Source organism: Paenibacillus sinopodophylli (assembly GCF_005930355.1).
In the GTDB taxonomy this organism is placed as follows: Bacteria; Bacillota; Bacilli; order Paenibacillales; family Paenibacillaceae; genus Pristimantibacillus; species Pristimantibacillus sinopodophylli.
In genome coordinates this window covers 629,124-647,504 of record NZ_VDBO01000001.1, presented here as the reverse complement: position 1 = coordinate 647,504, position 18,381 = coordinate 629,124, and the positions used below count along the sequence as shown (strand labels likewise).

The 18,381-nt window shown below is 45.5% G+C and carries 18 protein-coding genes and 1 riboswitch; of the genes, 5 read left to right on the top strand and 13 right to left on the bottom strand.

The genetic code is table 11. The features are described from left to right. Window positions 1-88: 88 nt before the first annotated feature. Entirely contained in the window at window positions 89-355 is a 267-nt protein-coding gene (locus FGT79_RS02805; RefSeq protein WP_138751262.1) for a CD3324 family protein, read from the bottom strand. Window positions 356-955: 600 nt separating this feature from the next. Between FGT79_RS02805 and FGT79_RS02800 the strand changes: the two genes are divergently transcribed. After that, window positions 956-1,459 (top strand): C40 family peptidase, encoded by a 504-nt coding sequence (locus FGT79_RS02800; RefSeq protein WP_138751261.1) that lies wholly within the window; start codon window positions 956-958, stop codon window positions 1,457-1,459. A gap of 44 nt (window positions 1,460-1,503) precedes the next feature. Here the strand turns inward: FGT79_RS02800 and FGT79_RS02795 are convergent, their stop codons facing one another. Both FGT79_RS02795 and FGT79_RS02790 read right to left on the bottom strand, forming a co-directional pair. Beyond that, entirely contained in the window at window positions 1,504-2,280 is a 777-nt protein-coding gene (locus FGT79_RS02795) for a Cof-type HAD-IIB family hydrolase (RefSeq protein ID WP_138751260.1), read from the bottom strand. Window positions 2,281-2,401: 121 nt separating this feature from the next. After that, window positions 2,402-3,136 (bottom strand): RNA polymerase sigma factor, encoded by a 735-nt coding sequence (locus tag FGT79_RS02790; protein ID WP_138751259.1) that lies wholly within the window; start codon window positions 3,134-3,136, stop codon window positions 2,402-2,404. A gap of 164 nt (window positions 3,137-3,300) precedes the next feature. Here FGT79_RS02790 and clpP point away from each other — a divergent pair, with 164 nt between their 5' ends. After that, window positions 3,301-3,885, top strand: coding sequence for an ATP-dependent Clp endopeptidase proteolytic subunit ClpP (clpP, locus tag FGT79_RS02785; RefSeq protein ID WP_138751258.1), 585 nt, complete (start codon window positions 3,301-3,303; stop codon window positions 3,883-3,885). Here clpP and FGT79_RS02780 read toward each other — a convergent pair. Further along, window positions 3,872-4,774 (bottom strand): NAD(P)/FAD-dependent oxidoreductase, encoded by a 903-nt coding sequence (locus FGT79_RS02780; protein WP_138751257.1) that lies wholly within the window; start codon window positions 4,772-4,774, stop codon window positions 3,872-3,874. The genes clpP and FGT79_RS02780 overlap by 14 nt on opposite strands. 106 nt (window positions 4,775-4,880) lie before the next feature. Next, a complete protein-coding gene (locus FGT79_RS02775) occupies window positions 4,881-5,837 on the bottom strand; it encodes an EamA family transporter (protein ID WP_138751256.1) in 957 nt (318 codons plus the stop codon). Window positions 5,838-6,111: 274 nt separating this feature from the next. Further along, window positions 6,112-6,222: riboswitch (purine riboswitch) on the bottom strand. A gap of 168 nt (window positions 6,223-6,390) precedes the next feature. Here FGT79_RS02775 and FGT79_RS02770 point away from each other — a divergent pair. Beyond that, a complete protein-coding gene (locus FGT79_RS02770; protein WP_138751255.1) occupies window positions 6,391-8,442 on the top strand; it encodes a molybdopterin-containing oxidoreductase family protein in 2,052 nt (683 codons plus the stop codon). A gap of 48 nt (window positions 8,443-8,490) precedes the next feature. Here the strand turns inward: FGT79_RS02770 and FGT79_RS02765 are convergent, their stop codons facing one another. The 4 genes from FGT79_RS02765 to aroC all read right to left on the bottom strand — a co-directional run bounded on the left by FGT79_RS02765 (window position 8,491) and on the right by aroC (window position 12,067). After that, the gene (locus FGT79_RS02765) at window positions 8,491-9,096 is read right to left on the bottom strand and encodes an NAD(P)-dependent oxidoreductase (protein ID WP_246096112.1); all 606 of its coding nucleotides are present in this window, start codon (window positions 9,094-9,096) and stop codon (window positions 8,491-8,493) included. Window positions 9,097-9,250: 154 nt separating this feature from the next. Beyond that, a complete protein-coding gene (locus tag FGT79_RS02760) occupies window positions 9,251-9,778 on the bottom strand; it encodes a GNAT family N-acetyltransferase (RefSeq protein ID WP_138751253.1) in 528 nt (175 codons plus the stop codon). Between the two features lie 151 nt (window positions 9,779-9,929). Then, complete coding sequence (locus FGT79_RS02755) at window positions 9,930-10,898, bottom strand: 2-hydroxyacid dehydrogenase (protein ID WP_138751252.1); 969 nt, start codon at window positions 10,896-10,898, stop codon at window positions 9,930-9,932. 113 nt (window positions 10,899-11,011) lie between these two features. Next, window positions 11,012-12,067 carry a chorismate synthase gene (gene aroC / locus FGT79_RS02750; protein ID WP_138751251.1) on the bottom strand — a complete coding sequence of 352 codons (1,056 nt, stop codon included), beginning with the start codon at window positions 12,065-12,067 and terminating at the stop codon, window positions 11,012-11,014. Window positions 12,068-12,182: 115 nt separating this feature from the next. On the opposite strand from aroC, the gene FGT79_RS02745 reads away from it, so the two are divergent. Beyond that, window positions 12,183-13,064 (top strand): LysR family transcriptional regulator, encoded by an 882-nt coding sequence (locus FGT79_RS02745; protein WP_138751250.1) that lies wholly within the window; start codon window positions 12,183-12,185, stop codon window positions 13,062-13,064. A gap of 163 nt (window positions 13,065-13,227) precedes the next feature. Continuing rightward, window positions 13,228-14,127, top strand: coding sequence for an oxygen-dependent tRNA uridine(34) hydroxylase TrhO (gene trhO, locus FGT79_RS02740; protein ID WP_138751249.1), 900 nt, complete (start codon window positions 13,228-13,230; stop codon window positions 14,125-14,127). Window positions 14,128-14,173: 46 nt separating this feature from the next. Here the strand turns inward: trhO and FGT79_RS02735 are convergent, their stop codons facing one another. From FGT79_RS02735 to FGT79_RS02720, 4 genes are read right to left on the bottom strand one after another with little or no spacing between them, the layout of a single operon-like run. Beyond that, window positions 14,174-15,280 carry a GerAB/ArcD/ProY family transporter gene (locus FGT79_RS02735; RefSeq protein ID WP_138751248.1) on the bottom strand — a complete coding sequence of 369 codons (1,107 nt, stop codon included), beginning with the start codon at window positions 15,278-15,280 and terminating at the stop codon, window positions 14,174-14,176. A 58-nt stretch (window positions 15,281-15,338) separates the two neighbouring features. After that, window positions 15,339-15,563 carry a hypothetical protein gene (locus FGT79_RS02730; protein WP_138751247.1) on the bottom strand — a complete coding sequence of 75 codons (225 nt, stop codon included), beginning with the start codon at window positions 15,561-15,563 and terminating at the stop codon, window positions 15,339-15,341. A gap of 1 nt (window position 15,564) precedes the next feature. After that, window positions 15,565-16,785, bottom strand: coding sequence for a Ger(x)C family spore germination protein (locus FGT79_RS02725; protein WP_138751246.1), 1,221 nt, complete (start codon window positions 16,783-16,785; stop codon window positions 15,565-15,567). A 10-nt stretch (window positions 16,786-16,795) separates the two neighbouring features. Then, a complete protein-coding gene (locus FGT79_RS02720; RefSeq protein ID WP_138751245.1) occupies window positions 16,796-18,307 on the bottom strand; it encodes a spore germination protein in 1,512 nt (503 codons plus the stop codon). Between the last annotated feature and the right edge of the window lie 74 nt (window positions 18,308-18,381).

Genomic DNA, 18,381 nt, shown 5'->3' with positions numbered 1-18,381 from the left:
TGTTCATACAATTTAACAAATTGATGTACCTTTGGAAAATATAAAAAAGCAGACCTCGTCTATGGCCTGCTTTCCTTATAAGTCTGCGCTATCGCGATTTTACAATAATTTTACGAATGCTCTCGCTTGAAAGATGGTATTTCTGTTCCAAGTCTGACACTGTCCATCCGTTCGAATAATAAAGGTAAATCTCCTTGTTGCGCTCGGCCAGTAACTTACGGGTCCCGCTCACCTCGCCCCAATTGGCCCTTTTCTCCGCAAGCTTTGGTACATAAATTAAATCGCCTTGAATGTATTTTTGAAGCTCCTGCAATAAACTAGGGGGAAGCACATCTCTCCCATTTTTGTAGTTCACTATAAACGTCCTCCTCGAACGAGCTCATCTTTTTAAGTTGATTGGATTCCGCAGTCATAAACATTTTTTTTCCTCCTTTCGAATTTTGGTGTACCTGATCTAAATTGAAAACAAAAAAAGCCATGGATACCATTACCTCCAAATCAGCTTCTTTCATACTGCACTCTGTCATTATATTGTAAGCCTTTTCGGTTGACAAGAAATGTTTGCCAATATTTCCATCTGTAATAACAGTAAGGATAAATAAAAGGAGACCTCGCGGTCTCCTTCATATGGGTGATCTCCGCCTAAACGGAGATCACCTCCATATTGTTAATCAATTCGATCAGCTCCTTTCCTATTCATTCGTCGGCCCGACTTCATCAGTATAGATGAGAATACATCACTTCCGAAAGTGAAAAAACAGCTATAAATAATCTTTACCAGCGTTCCCGCTGTCAAGTTAAAAATTGCCGTTTAATTATCATCACTTTTTAATAATTGGGCGTTTTACCAGTCATACCAAGGCTTTGTTTCCTCATAGGTAATTGTTGGATATTTAATATATGTTATGGTATTTCTAGTTGATTTAACGAGTTTCATATTCTAAGGAGGAACAACATGATACACACAAAAAATAACCGTTTAAGCAAGGCGATTGCTGGTATAGGAATCAGCCTATCGATTGCCATCTCCGCAGGAGCAGTCGCCATGCCTCAACCTGTACAGGCCGCATCAAGCTCCTCAAAAGTAAGCAGCGTCATTTCAATCGGGAAAAAATACGTAGGTGTTCCATATAAATTTGGTGCCAAATCTGGCATAACGAGTTCATTTGATTGTTCTTCCTTTACACAATATGTGTATAAGAAAGTAGGTATCAGCCTGCCAAGATCGTCCAAAGATCAATCAAAATCGGGATCTTATGTGTCTAAAAGCAATCTAAAGGCTGGTGACTTGATATTCTCTGATACGAATCGCGATGGCATCATTAATCACGTCAGCATATATATCGGCAATGGAAAATTGCTTCATACTTACAGAGTTGGCGTTGGTGTAACGATATCCAATTTCTCAGGCAGTACATGGGACAAGACCTACGTCACTGCAAGACGTGTCATTAAATAGACAGAAGAGGGTGATCTCATTCAGAGATCACCCTCTTCTGTCTATTACTCAAGCAGACCCAGCATTCGAAGTCCATACATAATGCCATCCTCTGTTACATCCTTCGTAACATAGCGTGCAGCTTGCTTGACTTCATCAGGTGCATTGCCCATCGCTACACTATGATGAACATGCTGCAGCATCTCCAGGTCATTAATTCCATCTCCGAAAGCATATACATCCTCTCTCTTGAACCCTGCTATTTCAATCAACGCCTGTATCCCAATTGCTTTGGAGCCTCCAGGCGGAAGAATATCGCTTCCGAACAGATGCCAGCGTATGAAACCGAGCTCGGAGAAGCTTTCTTTGTAGCAGGCTTCGTCCCCCTCTTTGCAATAAAGCAAGCATTGGTAAATCGACCTGTCTACATGATAGTCCGGCTCTAGAGGTGGGAGTCTTTTTCTTAACGGTTCTTCGTCATCCTCCGGATAAGCGATTTCGTGAGTGCTAGACCGCATTCCCTCAGGAGTCATATAAATAAGTGGATGCTTGTTCTGCAATGTCATTTCGGTAAGTTCTGAAATTTTATTGGGATCAATGGGATGACTATAAACAACCTCGCCATGATAGACAGCATAGGAGCCGTTAAAGCTTACGTACGACTCAATTTGCAGCTCATCAGAGACTGGTTTAAGCATAAATGGGCCTCTGCCCGTGGCGATAACCAATTCATGCCCAGCGACCTGCAGCTGCTCAATGGCTTGTTTAGTCGATGCCGGGATCTTCTTCTCATGATCAACTAACGTACCATCTATATCAAAAAATATGAGCTTCCTAGCCATCGTATTTGCCTCAATCCTCGTTTGCTTTTGCTTTATTATAGCTTATTCGAGTGCTCTGGGGAAATTTAAACAACAAAAAAGCCAATGCCGAGCGGCATCAGCTACATGACGGCGAGTGTTATTAGGCTGCGAATTGCATACTGAAAACGTCTCGCAAATTTGTATTTCTTGTAGGCTGGCTGGCTTTTTTTAGCTTAGTGGTTGTAGCGATGCTAATGCATAACGGAGCCTCAGCGATATCCCTTTGGGCCAGCTCAAGCAATAACGACACGTTGCCGGATTGATATGCGGCAGATATTGCTCTGAGCCATTCCTTCGAATCCTCTTCATTCGGAAGCTGAATTGCACCGGATTTCAGCTCTTCTCTGGCTGGGATAAGTGCTGTACGAGCCCGATGAAGGGCAGCTTTAACAGCTCCTTCTGTTGTTTCCAATCGCTTGGCTGTCTCTGCAATGGAGTATTCGAACACATCTCGCAGAAAAAACACCTTTCTTTGCAAAGGCGACAAACGTCGCAAGATGACATACAGAGCTTCTTCACAATCCAGAACTTCGAAGTCTTCTGTCTTTTTTAGATCCTGCATGCGCTGTGTGATAAGTTTATATTGATGATGTCTGCGCAGATGATCGATCCAAGTGTTCTTGGCAATGCGGAGCAGCAGCGCTTCTGGATTCGCATGCCCTGCATGATAGGCTGCCCGAAGACCCTTCACCCATGTATCCTGAACGAGATCCTCAGCATCCCAGCTCGAATTCGTGAGCGACAAGCAATAGCGGTACAAAACAGCATGAAGAGTCTCCCTTTCCATTTGCTGCTGATCCTCATCGACGGTTGACACTATTCTCGCTCTTTTCATTCGACGGCCTCCTATAGCAAATTAAGCTCATATCGTTATCTCTATTGGGTAAACGAACGAAGCCTCCAAAAGGATACGCAGTAAACATAAAAAAGTACCGTATCTTAATCTGTCTGTTATTCGTTTACCATTCGCATGCAAACAAAAACCAGGAGGTTAATTCCATGAACCATTTTATTCCTTACGTAGTCGAACAATCAAGCCAAGGTGAGCGATCGTATGATATCTATTCTAGACTACTGCGTGACCGCATTGTTTTCTTGGGCTCTGCCATTGATGATCAAGTCGCTAACAGCATGATAGCCCAGTTGTTATTTCTAGCTGCAGAAGATCCTGAGAAAGAAATATCAATGTACATCAACAGCCCTGGAGGCTCCACTTCAGCTGGATTTGCCATACTCGATACGATGCAGTTCGTTAAACCGCCCGTTCATACGATTTGTATGGGGCTTGCCGCTTCTTTCGCAGCGATACTGCTGCTCGCTGGCGAGAAGGGATATCGATCAGCTCTGCCTAATAGCGAAATTATGATCCATCAGCCTCATGGCGGTGTTCAAGGACAAGCGAGCGATATTATCATAAACGCTGCCCGCATTGTCAAAATCCGCTCCAAGCTGAACCAAATCAGCTCAGAACGCACAGGTCAGCCGCTTGAAAAAATCGAAAAAGATATGGATCGTGATTATTTTATGTCATCGGAGGAGGCGATGGAATATGGCATTATAGATCGAATCATTACTTCTCTATAGTGGATAAACTTTTATGAATCCATACCGCAGCCTGGCTGCCGTCACCCATCGCTATTGTGACCATTTCGGAGTGAGCAGTCACATCGCCTGCAGCCCATAAATGGTTTACACTCGTTAGCTTCGTGCGGGGATCAACCTTAATATGATTGTTCTCCGTAAGATCAGCTCCGAGCTGTCTCGCAAGGCTCGATCGCACTTCGTTTCCTCCGAATGCGACGAAGCAGTGAGATCGGTTAATAACGGAACCATCATCAAGGATGATACCTTTGAATTGCTCGCCCGCGGCCAGAATTTCACTTATAGGAAGCTGGATGCAGGAAATTTCTTTTGCTTCCAACTCGGCCCTCACGTGAGGTTCTATAGATGTGCCATCATGATTCACATAGATGATATCGCCCGTCCAATGTGTGAGTGTAAGCGCCATACGCGCGCCAGCATTTCCTGCTCCAATCACTAAGGCTGGTTTATTCATTATCTCATATCCATCGCAATCCGGGCATACAAAAACACTGATCCCCATGCAGGGTATCAGCATGGGGAAGTTAGGTATGCGATCTTTTACTCCTGTGGCAAGCAGCATTGTTCTTCCTTGCAGCTGCCGATCATTAGCGATGGTAATTGACCAATTATTATCTATGCGAGCTGCATCTGTGACCCAGCCTTTTATAAAAGTGACGCCAAGCCGTTTAGCTTGCTCCTTGCCTGAAGCAAGCAGCTCCGCCCCGCTGACGCCATCTGGAAACCCGATTAAGTTATGATAACTTTTGCATAGGGTGGACCTTCCTTCACCTGCATCAATCACAGCAATTTGGTAGCCGTATCTTCCTAATTGAATTGCTGCTTGCAGACCAGCAATGCCACCGCCCACAATGACACAATCAAATTGCATCGGTATCCTCCCATTCCATAGCAACCCATTGTTTCCAATACTGCTCGCTCATATGGGTAGTATCCTTGGAGAATTCATTCCTTATTCATAGACACTCTGATAACCTTTAAACCGATATCCCGGTACGTCGATTAATAATGACCTTTCTTCTTTTCATCAGCTCTGGGAGCGCGACTCCTGCCAATACAATGATAACGCCGACCCATTGCAAAGCGCTGACATGCTCATTGAGCACGAATGAAGAGAGGAGCACGGCTACCGGAAGCTCTGAGGCTCCAAGAATGCCTGCCATGCCTTCTCCAATATGCGGCACGCCAATTGCGAATAAGACTGGCGGGATGAATGCGCCAAACGTACCGAGCAACAAGCCAAACAACAGTAAATCTCCCCATAGCTGTCCGTTAAACAGAAACGTTGGCGGGAATATAATAAATACGAGTATCATTCCGCCAGTTATCATCCATGCGCTGCGAGTTGCGGGATGTACAGATGGGACAGCTCTGCCGCTAAACAAAATAAACATCGAATAACTTACCGCGGACAATAGGCCTAAGGTGACACCCATTAGGTTAAAGCTCCCCGTTCCCTGCTCGATAATGCCGGCAGCGAGCAAAGTACCGCCAAACAAAACAACAATGGTTAACAGCATGATGCCAGTAGGCCGCTTCCGTTGACCTATCGCTTGAATGAACACGCCAATCCATGTGAATTGGAATAATAAAATAATGGCAAGTGAGGCAGGAATGTAACGAAGCGATTGATAATAAAGCAATCCCGTAATGGCCGTTGGCGCTCCCGCAGCCATCAATAGCAGACGTTGCTTCCAGTTCAGCCCTGCAGATCTAGTTCTTGATGCTTTAGTCAAGCCAGCAACGGTGCTTTTGTTTCTTCTCTCCCGCCATTTCATCATAAATGTAAGCAGCCATGCAAGTATGAATCCGGTCAGCAATTGACTCCCTACAACTTCTCCCAGCTGATAACCTTTGCCATAGGCAAGGACTACAAAAGTAGATAAGATACCGTAACTTGCCGCACCTAAAAATACAGATAAAATATATTTCATCTTGATGTAAACTCCTCTCATGCTCCCTTTTAGTGAAATATAGGAAAGTGTATGATTGCGTAATCCTTTCTCTACATTTCTCAGAATGAAACGCGCCGCGCGTCAAAAGACGGCGACAGCCGTTTCACCTTGAAATATAAGAATTTATAAGTTTGTTAGCCTATAAAGGACTTGTATTTCACCGTCAAAGCTGCTTCAGCGTCTTAAAGGACGCCGAAGGCGTTTTTGCTTGGCTGTGAACGCAAAAAATCCTAACCATGAATATAGAATCATTGTGGAATGATTACATATTCGTAGTTAGGAAGTTAAGGCTCCCCGTAGAAACCCTCACCCTGTTCGAGCGGTAAATCCGTGAGGTTATACGAAAATATTTAGTTGTAATTCCATTTGATCAGCATGTTGAATATTACATGACAAGTAAGGTGTTGTCAATAGGCTATTGCTGGGGTCATCCCTCTAATCTCATTTCCAGCAGGGTATCGGTGTGCTTGCAAATTGTCTTATGCTATGATAATAAAACATATTCGAGGTTATGGATTGGAGTGATACGTCAATGAGTACAACAATTGTAAATGGAGTCGTTCGATCCGTTTGTCCTTTTGATTGCCCGGATACCTGCGGACTCAGCGTTACGTTCGAGGAAGGCAAAATCGTAAAAATAAATGGCGATGTCGACCATCCGGTCACTCGCGGAGCTATATGCAATAAGGTTAGACATCTTCATGAACGCGTCTACCATCCAGAGCGCCTGCTCTACCCCATGCGGCGTATTGGAGCCAAAGGAAGCCTTGCATTCGAGCAAATCACATGGGAAGAAGCGTATAACGAAATCGCCCAGCGAATGAGAAGTATCATCCAGAAGGAAGGCGCACAGGCTATACTCCCCTATAGCTTCTATGGAAATATGGGCGTCCTCAATGCAGAGGGCATGGATCGCAGATTTTTCAACAGGCTTGGTGCAAGCCAGCTTGACCGGACAATATGCAATGCAGCGGGTTCTACCGGGTATGGTTATACGATGGGCGGTTCAATCGGAATCGATCCTGAGGATACTGTGCATACGAAGCTCTTTCTAATCTGGGGCTGTAATTTAGTTTCAACGAATATGCATCAAACCATGCTTGCGACAGAGGCAAGGAAAAATGGAGCGACCATTATCCATATCGACGTTCACCGTAATCGTACATCTGCATGGGCAGATCAATTCATCCATCTGCGGCCAGGAACAGATGCTGCTTTGGCTCTCGGCATGATGCATGTCATTATTCGCGATGGGCTAGCCAATCAGCATTTTCTCGATCAGCATACGCTAGGCTTCGATGAGCTTGCTGCGGAAGCTGAACGTTACACGCCTGATTATGTTGCAGATATTACCGGTGTACCTGCTGCTGAGATAGAGGAACTCGCCCGCCTATACGGAACAGCTTCTCCCTCCTTTATTCGCATTGGAAACGGACTACAGCATCATGATAATGGTGGCATGACAGTGAGAACGATCGCCTGCTTACCTGCTTTGACAGGTCAATGGGGCATTCGCGGCGGCGGCGCCATGAAGGGCAATAGCTGGTATTCCCGCCTCAATGGCAAGCAAATCGAGAGGCCGGATCTCATGCTTGATCCTGACGTCAGAACGATCAACATGAATCAACTAGGCGACGCTCTTCTCGACTTGGAGCCAGCGGTGAAGATGTTATTTGTCTATAATAGCAATCCCGCAGTTGTAGCGCCTGACCAGAACCGAGTCCGTGCGGGACTTCTTCGGGAAGATCTCTTCACGGTTGCACATGATTTGTTTCTAACAGATACTTGCAAATATGCAGATATCGTATTACCGGCGACCTCACATTTCGAGAACTTGGATCTATATACCTCTTATTGGCATTTGTATATTCAGCTTCACGAACCAATTATGAAGCCGATCGGCGAATGCAAATCCAATTTCACGGTATTTAAAGAGCTGGGTCTGCTACTTGGCTTCGAGCGCGAAGCATTTGATATTACGGAGGAACAAATGATCGACGAGGCGCTGGACAGCCGCAACAATCCGCTTCTCTCAGGTATTACATTGAAGGAGCTAAGCTCACAAACGTGGATGAAGTCTGGTGGACAGACGCTGCCTCCAGTCACTTCCATTCTTCCAACGGATTCAGGCAAAATTGAGCTTTATTCGGAACGGATGCTGCGGGACGGATATTCTCCTGTCCCGACTTACACAGGATTAAGTGAGCCTGAGACGTTTCCGTTTCTGCTGATGACCGGACCGAATCACAGCTTTATCAACTCCACCTTTGCTAACCAAGATCGGATGCAGAAGCTGGAAAAGGAGCCGCTGCTTCACATGAATGCTGAAGATGCAGCAGCTTTAGATTTCCGGAACGGTGAACGGGTGAACGTACGCAATGACCGCGGCGAGGTTGAAATCAAGCTTCGCGTTAGCCATGATGTACTCCCTGGTGTATTGGTAACGCAAGGTCTTTGGTGGGATGATCAGAACAAAGGTCATCAAGCTGTCAACACACTTACCCCTCAGCGTCTTGCTGACATGGGCGGCGGAGCGACATTCTTCTCTAATCGCGTTGAAGTTACGAAACTGGCATCATCCTGAAATTAAAAACAACCTTTATGCGCTTGCTGCGACATAAAGGTTGTTTTGTTAATAGGCAATGCCCACACGCTCTCCGATATGCAAGTCCAGCAAATAAGCAGATACAGCAAACGCAGCCGTATCAGCGAAAGAAATAGCAGAACCGCCGCTTGGCAATATATCCTTGCGTATGCGGTACTCCCCTCTTGCTTCCTCTTGAACAAGTCTAGTTGGACAAACAATCGTCCAATCGAGCTGCTTCGCTTGGTGCAGCAGTTGATAAACATGCTCATGCTCTTTTGCTGCATCATGATGAATTCGTTTGTTCTCGGAGGATTGATATCTTAGCAAATGAGGTTCGGTCTCACTTTGCAGAATACCCGCCGTTCCAATAGTAACGAGTCTTCTCACTTGCTGCTTCTCCATAGCCTTAATGATATTACCCAATCCAGCAGCCAGCGTTCCATTTCCTTCCGTATTGAGAGCACATATGACTCCACTGACGCCAATTAGTGCTTGGACAACGTCCTGCGGGTTGCGAACATCGCCAAGATAGCTGCCAGGTCGCATTTGTTCCTCAGAACGTACGAATCTCCTAAACGGTGTCTGCTTCTCAATAAGACCGCGCTCGATAAATTGTCCGGTTTTCCCTGTAGCGCCTACTAACAACAGCATAATGAAACCAATCCTCTTTCCTAACTGTAGTGTCCATGATGATTATCCTGTAATCATTAACTACCTGAGTGGAAAAGTAAAGCTTGTATCCCATGTCAGCGTATCTAAAGCAAAGAGCCCTCTTTTAGAATAAGGGCTCTTTGCACATGTGTATTTATATTGCATTCAAGGTTGCCGCGTTCTCATACTCTGCCGGGTTTACGATCTTTCTTAATAAATGCATTGGGCCGTCTCCATTGTCAAAGTCAAACACATGAAGCCTTTCGTAGCCGCGCCGCTCATACATAGCTAGCAGCCATGGATGTTTCTCGGCAGTGGCTAACGTGACGGCAGCAGCACCGACCTTCTCCTTAATGACGGTTTGTTCCAGCCAGTTCAACAGCTTATTTCCAATGCCTTGTCCTTGATAGGCGGGGTCAACCGCGAACCATTTGATGAACGGAAACGGCGTAATGGCTTTAACCTCATCCCCCTTGGACAAGGTAACTGTGCCTGCAATTTCCCCATCTACCTCAAGGACATAACATTCATTCGAAGTAATATTATCTTGAATTAAAGCCAAGTCAGCATGGGCAGCAGGCCAATGAAGCTCGAGCTCTCTGATTGTAACATAAGCCTCGTAAACAACATGAAGGAGCCGTTCTGCATCTTCTAGTTGAGCCAAACGATAGATCTCGCTCATAGTCTCCACCTCTTTTGTAGGAATGAAAGAAATAAATACCGATTCGAATAATCGGAATATAATTTCATTCACTTTATCATTTAGGTGGTATTGTGGCAAATAGAGATCTTCTATACCTTAATTAAAAACTTTGATGATGCAGCGACAACTGCTACTGAAGCTCCGCTACTGTGTGGGTTGGTGATTGTCCTGTTAAGGCATTTACAAGATTACGCGCTGCAAGCATCGCCATATTCGTTCTTGTAGATTCGGTTGCAGATCCAATATGCGGGAGTGTAAGTACGTTGTTCATGTTCAAAAATGGATGATCGTCAGGAATTGGCTCCTGTTCGAATACGTCGAGTCCCGCCGCCGCAATCGTTCCGGCCTGCAACGCCTCGATTAAAGCAGCCTCATCGACCGTTTGACCGCGTGAAATATTAATAAAAATGGCATTTGGCTTCATAAGCTTGAACTGCTCGCGCCCGATTAGCTTTGTCGTCTCCAGCGTTAATGGCGCAAGCATCACTACAAAATCCGATTCTGCAAGCAGTTCATTCAGAGCGGAATAATGCACACCTAGATTTGCTTCCGCTTCAGGCTTGCGACTGCGATTGAAATACGAAACTTCCATATCGAAGCCGAATCTGCCTCTGCGGGCTACAGCTTCACCTATTCGGCCCATGCCGATAATGCCTAGCTTGGCATGGTGCACATCTTGTCCGAACCATTTATTACCCATCCCAGACTTCCATTTGCCTTCCTTCACATAACGATCCAGCTCAGCAACACGCCTCGCTGTTCCAAGGATGAGTGCAAATGCTAAATCAGCAACGGTATCGTCAAGCACATGGGGAGTATGCGTACCAATGATACTATGTCTCTTCATCGCTTCAAGATCGAAATGATTGTAGCCTACGCTGATGCTGCTTACAGCTCTAAGCTTAGGAGCATTCGCTATTAATTCGGTATCGACTTGGGCTCCTGCCGTTAGCAGACCCTCCGCCTGCGCAACCTTTGTAAGTAAAGTCCGACGAGGAATCGGGGATGACTCCTCCCATTTGTCTACCGTACAATGTTCGGCAAGAAAGGCTTCCACCTCCGTCGGAACACTGCGATCAATAAAAACGTATGGTTTCATGAATAGTCTCCTCTCGCTAATGGTCAAGGATAAGCATAGCATAATTGGAGGTGGATGTGCCTCTCTTCTAGCCTGCAATCGGTGCTTGCTTGCATATGCTGCATGCAGCTTATCTAGCCATGCATAGCGGCTTGCCGCTTCCATAAATCCTCTACCACTATGCATGCCATAGCTTCAACGACCGGAATAATACGAGGACATATACACGGATCATGCCTTCCGATCGTCTCAATCATTTTCTCGTCGCCATGGATGTCAACTGTATGTTGAGGCAAGGATATCGATGAGGTGGGCTTAACTGCTATACGGAATACAATTTCTTCACCTGTGCTGATGCCGCCTATAATGCCACCAGCATGATTGCTTAGAAACCCATCCTTGCTCATCTCATCATTATGCTCGCTGCCCAGCATGTCGGCAGCAGCAAAGCCTGCACCGAATTCAATGCCTTTAACGGCTCCGATCGACAGCATAGCTTTAGCCAGCTCTGCATCGAGTTTATCGAATACGGGTTCTCCGATGCCCGGCTTCATGCCTCTAATCCGACATTCCACAATACCGCCGCAGCTGTCGCCAATTGAAGCCAAATGCTCGATTTTTTTAATCATGCGGACGGCTGCTTCTGGATCGCACGCTCGAACCGCGTTTTGTTCAATGGACTCCTCCACAAACGTTTCGCATTTTATGCCGCCAATTTCTTTCGTGTAGGCCACGATACTAATCCCTTTATTTTCAAGCAGCTTGCGGGCAACGGCTCCCCCAGCAACACGGCCTGCTGTTTCTCTGCCGGATGCACGCCCGCTTCCGCGATGATCCCTAATGCCATATTTCTGCAAATAAGTGAAATCCGCATGTCCAGGACGGAATGAATATTGAATATCGCTGTAAGCATCCGGTCTCATATCTTTATTATGCAGCATAATAAATAAGGGAGTTCCTGTCGTTTTCCCTTCGAACATCCCAGAGAGTATGCTGATGATGTCATACTCTTTGCGCGGTGAAGTAACCGAGGATTGTCCGGGCTTGCGTCTGTCCATTTGCAATTGAATGTATTGTTCATCTAGCTCAACGCCAGGCGTAACGCCATCGACGATGACACCAACAGCCTCACCATGCGATTCACCAAAGGTAGTAATCTTGAAGCTTTCTCCATATGTGTTTCCTGCCATCCTAATTCCTCCCGATTGAATGCGTTGACGCATTCGTTATCTGTCTATTATAATTTCGAAAGTGAAATAAATGAAATCAAAATATAATGCCTTTGCCATAGAGAGAGGTTATATCATGCAAGCTAATATGGAATGGTATCGTATCTTTATCCATACCGCCAAGCTGGGCAATTTGACAAAAGCTGCTCAAGAGCTTCATATTACGCAGCCTTCTGTCAGCTATGCGATCAAACAATTAGAGACTCAGCTTGATGTCAAGCTGTTCGATCGTCTCTCCAAAGGGGTTAGACTGACACCAGAGGGTGCATCTGTTCTTGAATATGCGGAGAAATCTTTCGCCGTCATGCAGCTCGGAGAGACGAAATTGCAAGCGCTCAAAACGCTAAATGCGGGTGAACTGCGAATCGGTGCCAGTGGACCTATCATTAAGCATTTGCTTCTGCCTCTGCTTGATTCTTTTCATGCACAATTTCCAGATGTCCGCATCCGTCTGTTGCAAGGTAAAACGGCGGATATACGGTCTAGGCTTAAAGCTGGTCTGATCGACATCGGACTCGTTCATCTGCCGTTCGCTGATCCATCGTTATCGGTACAGCCTCTAACAGACATTCAGGATTGCTTCGTTGTAGGTGCCGCCTACCGTCATTTGACTGCTCACACGATTACTCCAGCTCAACTAGCTGAGCTCCCTCTTCTTCTACTCTCTGAGGGAAGCAGTACGAGGGTTTTTATTGATCATTGGTTTACCATGCAAGGCCTTACAGCTGAGGCTGACATGGAACTGAGCAGTATGGACATGCTTGTTGAGGTTGCAATGAGAGGTTATGGCGCAGCATTTGTAACACAAGCTTTCATTCAACAGTTTGTAGACGAGGAGAAACTATTTATCTTGCAGCTAAGTGAAGCTGTCCCGTTCCGCTCCGTGGGCTTTGCTGTTCAGCGAGATGCTGCACAATCAATTGCGGCGAACCGATTCATCGAACTGCTGGAACATTGAGGAAGGGGCTATCTGTCTATCGGATCGAATGGGTGATTATCGTTTCCTAGAAGCTGTTTTTGTACTATAATGAAGTTCATTGTTGATATACATTGTATTTATGACATGATTCAACTATAATGTAGTATGATTTTTATTTGTTTACCGGAAAGGAACGACTATGATGAGCGAAGTTAAACCATACCGCGTGTTGTTGTATTATAAATTCGTAGCTGTGCCTGATGCCGAGCAATTTGCAGCCGAGCATCTTGCATATTGTAAGGAACTAAACGTGAAGGGGCGCATCCTGATTGCTGACGAAGGCATCAACGGTACGCTTTCTGGAACGGTAGAGCAAACGGAACAATATATCGAACATATGCGTGCTAACCCACTATTCTCGGATATGGTGTTCAAAATCGACGACGTCGATCAGCATGCCTTCAAAAAAATATTCGTTCGCTACAAGAAGGAGCTTGTTACGCTGCGTTACGACAAGCCTCTTGACCCGAACACATTAAGCGGAACCAGGCTATCACCAAAAGATTTCCACGATTACTTGCAAAGAGAAGATGTCATCGTACTTGACGGGCGCAGCGACTATGAATATGACCTCGGTCATTTCCGTAATGCGATCCGTCCTAGCCTTGAAACATTCAAGGAATTCCCAGAGTGGCTTCGTGAGAATATGGCTGAGTTCAAGGACAAGCCTATTCTAACCTATTGCACAGGCGGTATACGCTGCGAGAAGCTGACAGGCGTTATGCTTAGTGAGGGCTTCAAAGATGTTTACCAGCTTGAAGGCGGCATTGTTACGTATGGTAAAGACGAAGAAGTGCAAGGAAAGCTGTTCGATGGCAAATGTTACGTATTCGACGAGCGTACCTCAGTCGTCATCAACCAAACCGATGAGGCTGTTGTCGTAGGCAAATGCCACCATTGCAGCGAGCCTGCCGATACGTATATCAATTGCGCCGATGATTCCTGTCATCGCCAGCACATCGTATGTAGGGATTGTCTAGATACGAAGGATGGCTTCTGCTCTACAGCATGTGAAGAGCATGTCATTAGTATTCAAGCATAGCACAGCAATGATAAAGACCAGACAAAGCCTGACTTCTTCATTGAAGTCAGGCTTTGTTTTGAGCTTGTCCAGATCCTATCTTTCTCTTTATCCGCGCTATGCAATAAACGAGGAATGGGAAGATCACGTTTCCTGTTATGATATAAAGGGTTCCAGCATTGCTGATAAACTCCCCTATCATTCGGAAGTCTCTGGCGAGCCAGAAGGTCGAAGTAAACAACAGCAGGCCTACCGGCACAACCAATATCGCTGGCTTTGTAACCGTAAAGGTCTCTGCGATGCCTTTCTGTATGACAAAATAGTAAAAACTGATTTTGAAAAACTCCCCCAGCACCCACACCATCATGACAACAGCCTCTACATGTTCAAAAAATTCAGCATATGCAATATAACGCGAAGCGGTAAACAGCGGATAGTTGAAAAAAGCTGTGCTCTCCCCCATCAGCATAAAAACAGTTAAATTTGCAATGAGCATCATCACCGTAATTGCCGTTACCGTAAGATATCCCCATTTCCGGAATACCTTCACATCTTTCACAAGTGGCAAAATAAACAGGATGAGCGTGACTTGGCAAAACCAGCCTCCAACGACAATTGTACCTTTCATTATAGGCTGCACGCCTCGCTCAAACATCGGCAGAATTTCAGAAGGATTCAGCTCAGGAAAAAGCAATATGCAAATAATCAACGTGCAAAACGTGATAATTGGAATAAAAATTTGTCCCGTGCGGGCCATCACTTCGATTCCACCTTTTACAACCCAAGCGCAAAGCAGCAGCATGGCGCCGATAATCACTTGAATCGGCGTCTTCAAGTAAAAATTGGTTACGATAAATTCGCCATAATCTCTAGTCGTAATAGCTAGAATGTGAATTTGGAAAATGATAAAGGCAACGCTCATGCTTAATCCGATCCATTTCCCAAATGTCCCCACCAGCAGTTTGATAAACGAGCCGTTTGGTGATAGGTGGTGGAGCTTAAGAACAAGCCATATCGTCAAATATCCTGTCACAGATCCTAGTATAGGTGTCATCCACATATCCTTGCCTGACAAGGTTGTCGAGATCGAAGGCATTAACAGAACGGATGAGCTTAGGATGATCTGAAACATCAGAATCGCTAATTGAAACGCAGAAATTCTACCCTGTACCATAAGCTGCTGCGCCTCCCTCGTAAAGTTCTGTATGCCGGGTCATCTTGTACTCATGTCTTTAGGGTGCAAGCAAGCTTCTGAATGGACGATACAAACCATTAATAAGCTCAGTCAACCCTGGCAGCTCTGGATTTATCCCAAGACCAACGGATAACAACAATGCGATAACTAGGATAGTGAACATGAGTACTTTGTCTCTTGGAGCATATGACATCCATGAGCGGTCCAGTAAACCATACACGAAGGTTGTACCCCATACTACCGCAATGGTTGTCCAAGGCATGTTAATGGTTCCCTCCTTTCATTTGTCTGATCGTTTGGTTAAGCACGCCTGGGCGAGGAATGGATACTTGTACATCAAACTCGAGCTGTACCTGCTGAAATGTCTCATTCCAATTGGTTTTCACATTATTCCATTGTTTCGGATATTTTTTGCGAAAGGAATTGCCGAAATCGACAGCATCCACCTTAATCTTTTTCTGAAGCTCTCGCATTGTATTCTTGATACTTATTTGAACCTCTTCACTTACTAGCTCCACGAGCTCAGCATGTTCCTTAGGATTCATAAAATCGATTTCGGTCGTATTTTGCATCATATTTCCTTGACTTCGCACGATGATCTTCATAATCCACTTCCCACCGGGTGTGATGTGAGGGACAAGTTTTGTTTTGCTGTTAGTAAGTTGTACTGCAACGGTTTCGTTATGGGGATGATGACCTACTGCAATAATCGTATTGGCTTTAATTCGGTTCGTTATCCAGAAATAGCCCCAAGTTAGATCATTGTTCATCCAGCCGACCATCTTTGTTTTATTGAATATACTCATCCCCTGAAAATAGGAAACGTTCGGTTTGCGAATATGACTTTCACCCGTAAGCAAGCTGCCTGGATTAAGGTAGGGTACGCAAAATGTTTCTTCAGGCGTTTCGACGATACGCTCAATCACTTGTTTCAAATCGACGGTTGTGCTGATTTCTGTTTTGGAGAGTTCGCTTAGCGCCTCCATCGAATTAGGCTCCAAACGGGGGTTAATTCCTAAAATATCAACGGCTCTGCCCTCCGCTACGTACACGTTTGCTCTCTCCCGCATCCGCACATATCTCATAATAAAATCGAGATCATCATCTATGCCTTGTGCAGCTCTTTTCTGGCCAAAAACAAATATGTCATTATGTCCCCAATACAGCTTTCGCGATAGACGTTCTTGCAGCTTATACATCGCTTCGGACATGGATGAACCAGAAGCGCTGGAAACGAACGTTTTTCCATTACCGCTGGCGCTTTTGCTTCCTCCGCTCTGAGTTTCCGCATTGCTCTCTTCAGGTATATAAATTTCAGCTGAAAGCTTCACTTGATTCGCACTCACTTGATCGATGCCAGCACCAACAATAATCGCTATATCATTTACTTCGACGCGATCCCAGCACCCTGTCAACTGCAATACACTGATTACAGATAAGCCGCATAAAATCAAACGAGATCGAATAGATCGGGAACGATTCAATGCTGATCACTCACTCTCTCCTGTTGGAAGTGCCGACGTTTTTGCGCCTTTCGCCTTTGCGAAAGCCTCCCCCGCTTCTTGTAAGACGAGGCCGTTGACGCGATAACCAGCCTTGTGGTCGCATCACTACATCTTTCCATTCTCCAACCATCATCGGGGCGATAGGCGATAAGTAAGGCACCCCGAAGGAGCGCAGTCCACTCAAATGGATGACAATGCCAATAACGCCTATTAATAACCCCAGCAGACCAAGCATGCCTGCCATGAGCATAATTGGAAATCGGAGCAGCCGAATGGAAATACCAATCGAATAATGAGGCAGCAGAAATGATGCGATGCCCGTTATCGCCACGACCATGACCATTGGCGAGGAGACCAGTCCTGCCGACGTAGCTGCTTGCCCGATGACCAAAGCGCCTACGATACTAACCGCTGCGCCGACCTGTTTGGGAAGCCTTACGCCTGCTTCTCTAAGCGCCTCGAACATGGTCTCCATAATAAATGCTTCGACTAATGCAGGAAATGGGATCGACTCTCGCGATTTAGCAATACTAAGCAGCAATGCCGAAGGAATCATCTCTTGATGGTAGGTTAACAGCGCCACGTAAGCAGATGGTGCAAGTAAGGCAACTAGGAAAAACAAATAACGAAGCCAACGAATAAAGGTAGAAATCATAAAGCGTTGATAATAGTCTTCTGGTGATTGCATTAGGGAAAACAAGCTAATCGGCGCGATTAAAGCAAACGGTGTATGGTCTGTGAAGATGACCGCACGTCCTTCTAGCAAGTTGCCCGCTACCGTATCAGGCCGTTCCGTAGATATTAATTGAGGAAACGGTGAGTAAGGCTGATCCTCAATATATTCCTCGATATTACCGCTCTCAAGCACGCCATCTATCACAATCGCTGACAGACGCTCTTCAATCTCCTGAATCAATTCGGGAGCAGCAAGTCCTTCAATAAAGCCAATGACTACGCGTGTTTTCGTATATTCTCCGATTTCGATCCCTTTCATCTTCAAGGAAGACTTACGAATTCTACGGCGAAGCATGGCGATGTTGTCATCAAGTGATTCTGTAAAGCCTTCTCTTGGTCCACGAATGACCGATTCGGCAACGGGGTCCTCAATCGCACGTTTCCGCCATTCGGAGAGCGAGAATACATAGCCGAAATCATTGCCGTCTACGAGAAGAATTGCATTGCCTAGTGTCATTTGATCCATCATATCTGTGAATGAATCCGTTCTTGAACAATTGAAGGCTGTCACTTCTTGAGCAATAGATTCCAACCACTCTGATCCTTCGTCAATGTTCCAATCCGCAATGTCGTACCTAATTTCATTCAACCGCTCTTCATTCGTTAAGCCATTGAAATAGTAAAAAAAGCCCTTCACTTTTTTGCCTATCATGCATTCGAGATAAGCAGCATCGCTGCAGTCTGCAAGCAGTGCTTCCATCTGAGCACGAACTTGATCGATATGTGGTGAAATAGCTTGGTCATGTGAATGGAAAGCTGCTGTCATATCATAGGTCCCTTTCTTTAGAAGCAGGGTAAAAGGTTTGTTTATTATTTTCCAATGTTTCGTTTTCTATCCAA

Bases quoted from the DNA above. Each gene is read 5' to 3' on its own strand.
- FGT79_RS02755 (WP_138751252.1), bottom strand. From the start codon at position 10,898: ATGAAACCATACGTTTTTATTGATCGCAGTGTTCCGACGGAGGTGGAA.
- FGT79_RS02795 (WP_138751260.1), bottom strand. From the start codon at position 2,280: ATGGCTAGGAAGCTCATATTTTTTGATATAGATGGTACGTTAGTTGAT.
- FGT79_RS02775 (WP_138751256.1), bottom strand. From the start codon at position 5,837: ATGAAATATATTTTATCTGTATTTTTAGGTGCGGCAAGTTACGGTATC.
- FGT79_RS02735 (WP_138751248.1), bottom strand. From the start codon at position 15,280: ATGGTACAGGGTAGAATTTCTGCGTTTCAATTAGCGATTCTGATGTTT.
- FGT79_RS02765 (WP_246096112.1), bottom strand. From the start codon at position 9,096: ATGCTGTTGTTAGTAGGCGCTACAGGGAAAACCGGACAATTTATCGAG.
- FGT79_RS02730 (WP_138751247.1), bottom strand. From the start codon at position 15,563: ATGCCTTGGACAACCATTGCGGTAGTATGGGGTACAACCTTCGTGTAT.
- FGT79_RS02780 (WP_138751257.1), bottom strand. From the start codon at position 4,774: ATGCAATTTGATTGTGTCATTGTGGGCGGTGGCATTGCTGGTCTGCAA.
- FGT79_RS02745 (WP_138751250.1), top strand. From the start codon at position 12,183: ATGCAAGCTAATATGGAATGGTATCGTATCTTTATCCATACCGCCAAG.
- trhO (WP_138751249.1), top strand. From the start codon at position 13,228: ATGAGCGAAGTTAAACCATACCGCGTGTTGTTGTATTATAAATTCGTA.
- FGT79_RS02790 (WP_138751259.1), bottom strand. From the start codon at position 3,136: ATGAAAAGAGCGAGAATAGTGTCAACCGTCGATGAGGATCAGCAGCAA.
- clpP (WP_138751258.1), top strand. From the start codon at position 3,301: ATGAACCATTTTATTCCTTACGTAGTCGAACAATCAAGCCAAGGTGAG.
- FGT79_RS02760 (WP_138751253.1), bottom strand. From the start codon at position 9,778: ATGAGCGAGATCTATCGTTTGGCTCAACTAGAAGATGCAGAACGGCTC.
- FGT79_RS02800 (WP_138751261.1), top strand. From the start codon at position 956: ATGATACACACAAAAAATAACCGTTTAAGCAAGGCGATTGCTGGTATA.
- aroC (WP_138751251.1), bottom strand. From the start codon at position 12,067: ATGGCAGGAAACACATATGGAGAAAGCTTCAAGATTACTACCTTTGGT.
- FGT79_RS02720 (WP_138751245.1), bottom strand. From the start codon at position 18,307: ATGACAGCAGCTTTCCATTCACATGACCAAGCTATTTCACCACATATC.
- FGT79_RS02770 (WP_138751255.1), top strand. From the start codon at position 6,391: ATGAGTACAACAATTGTAAATGGAGTCGTTCGATCCGTTTGTCCTTTT.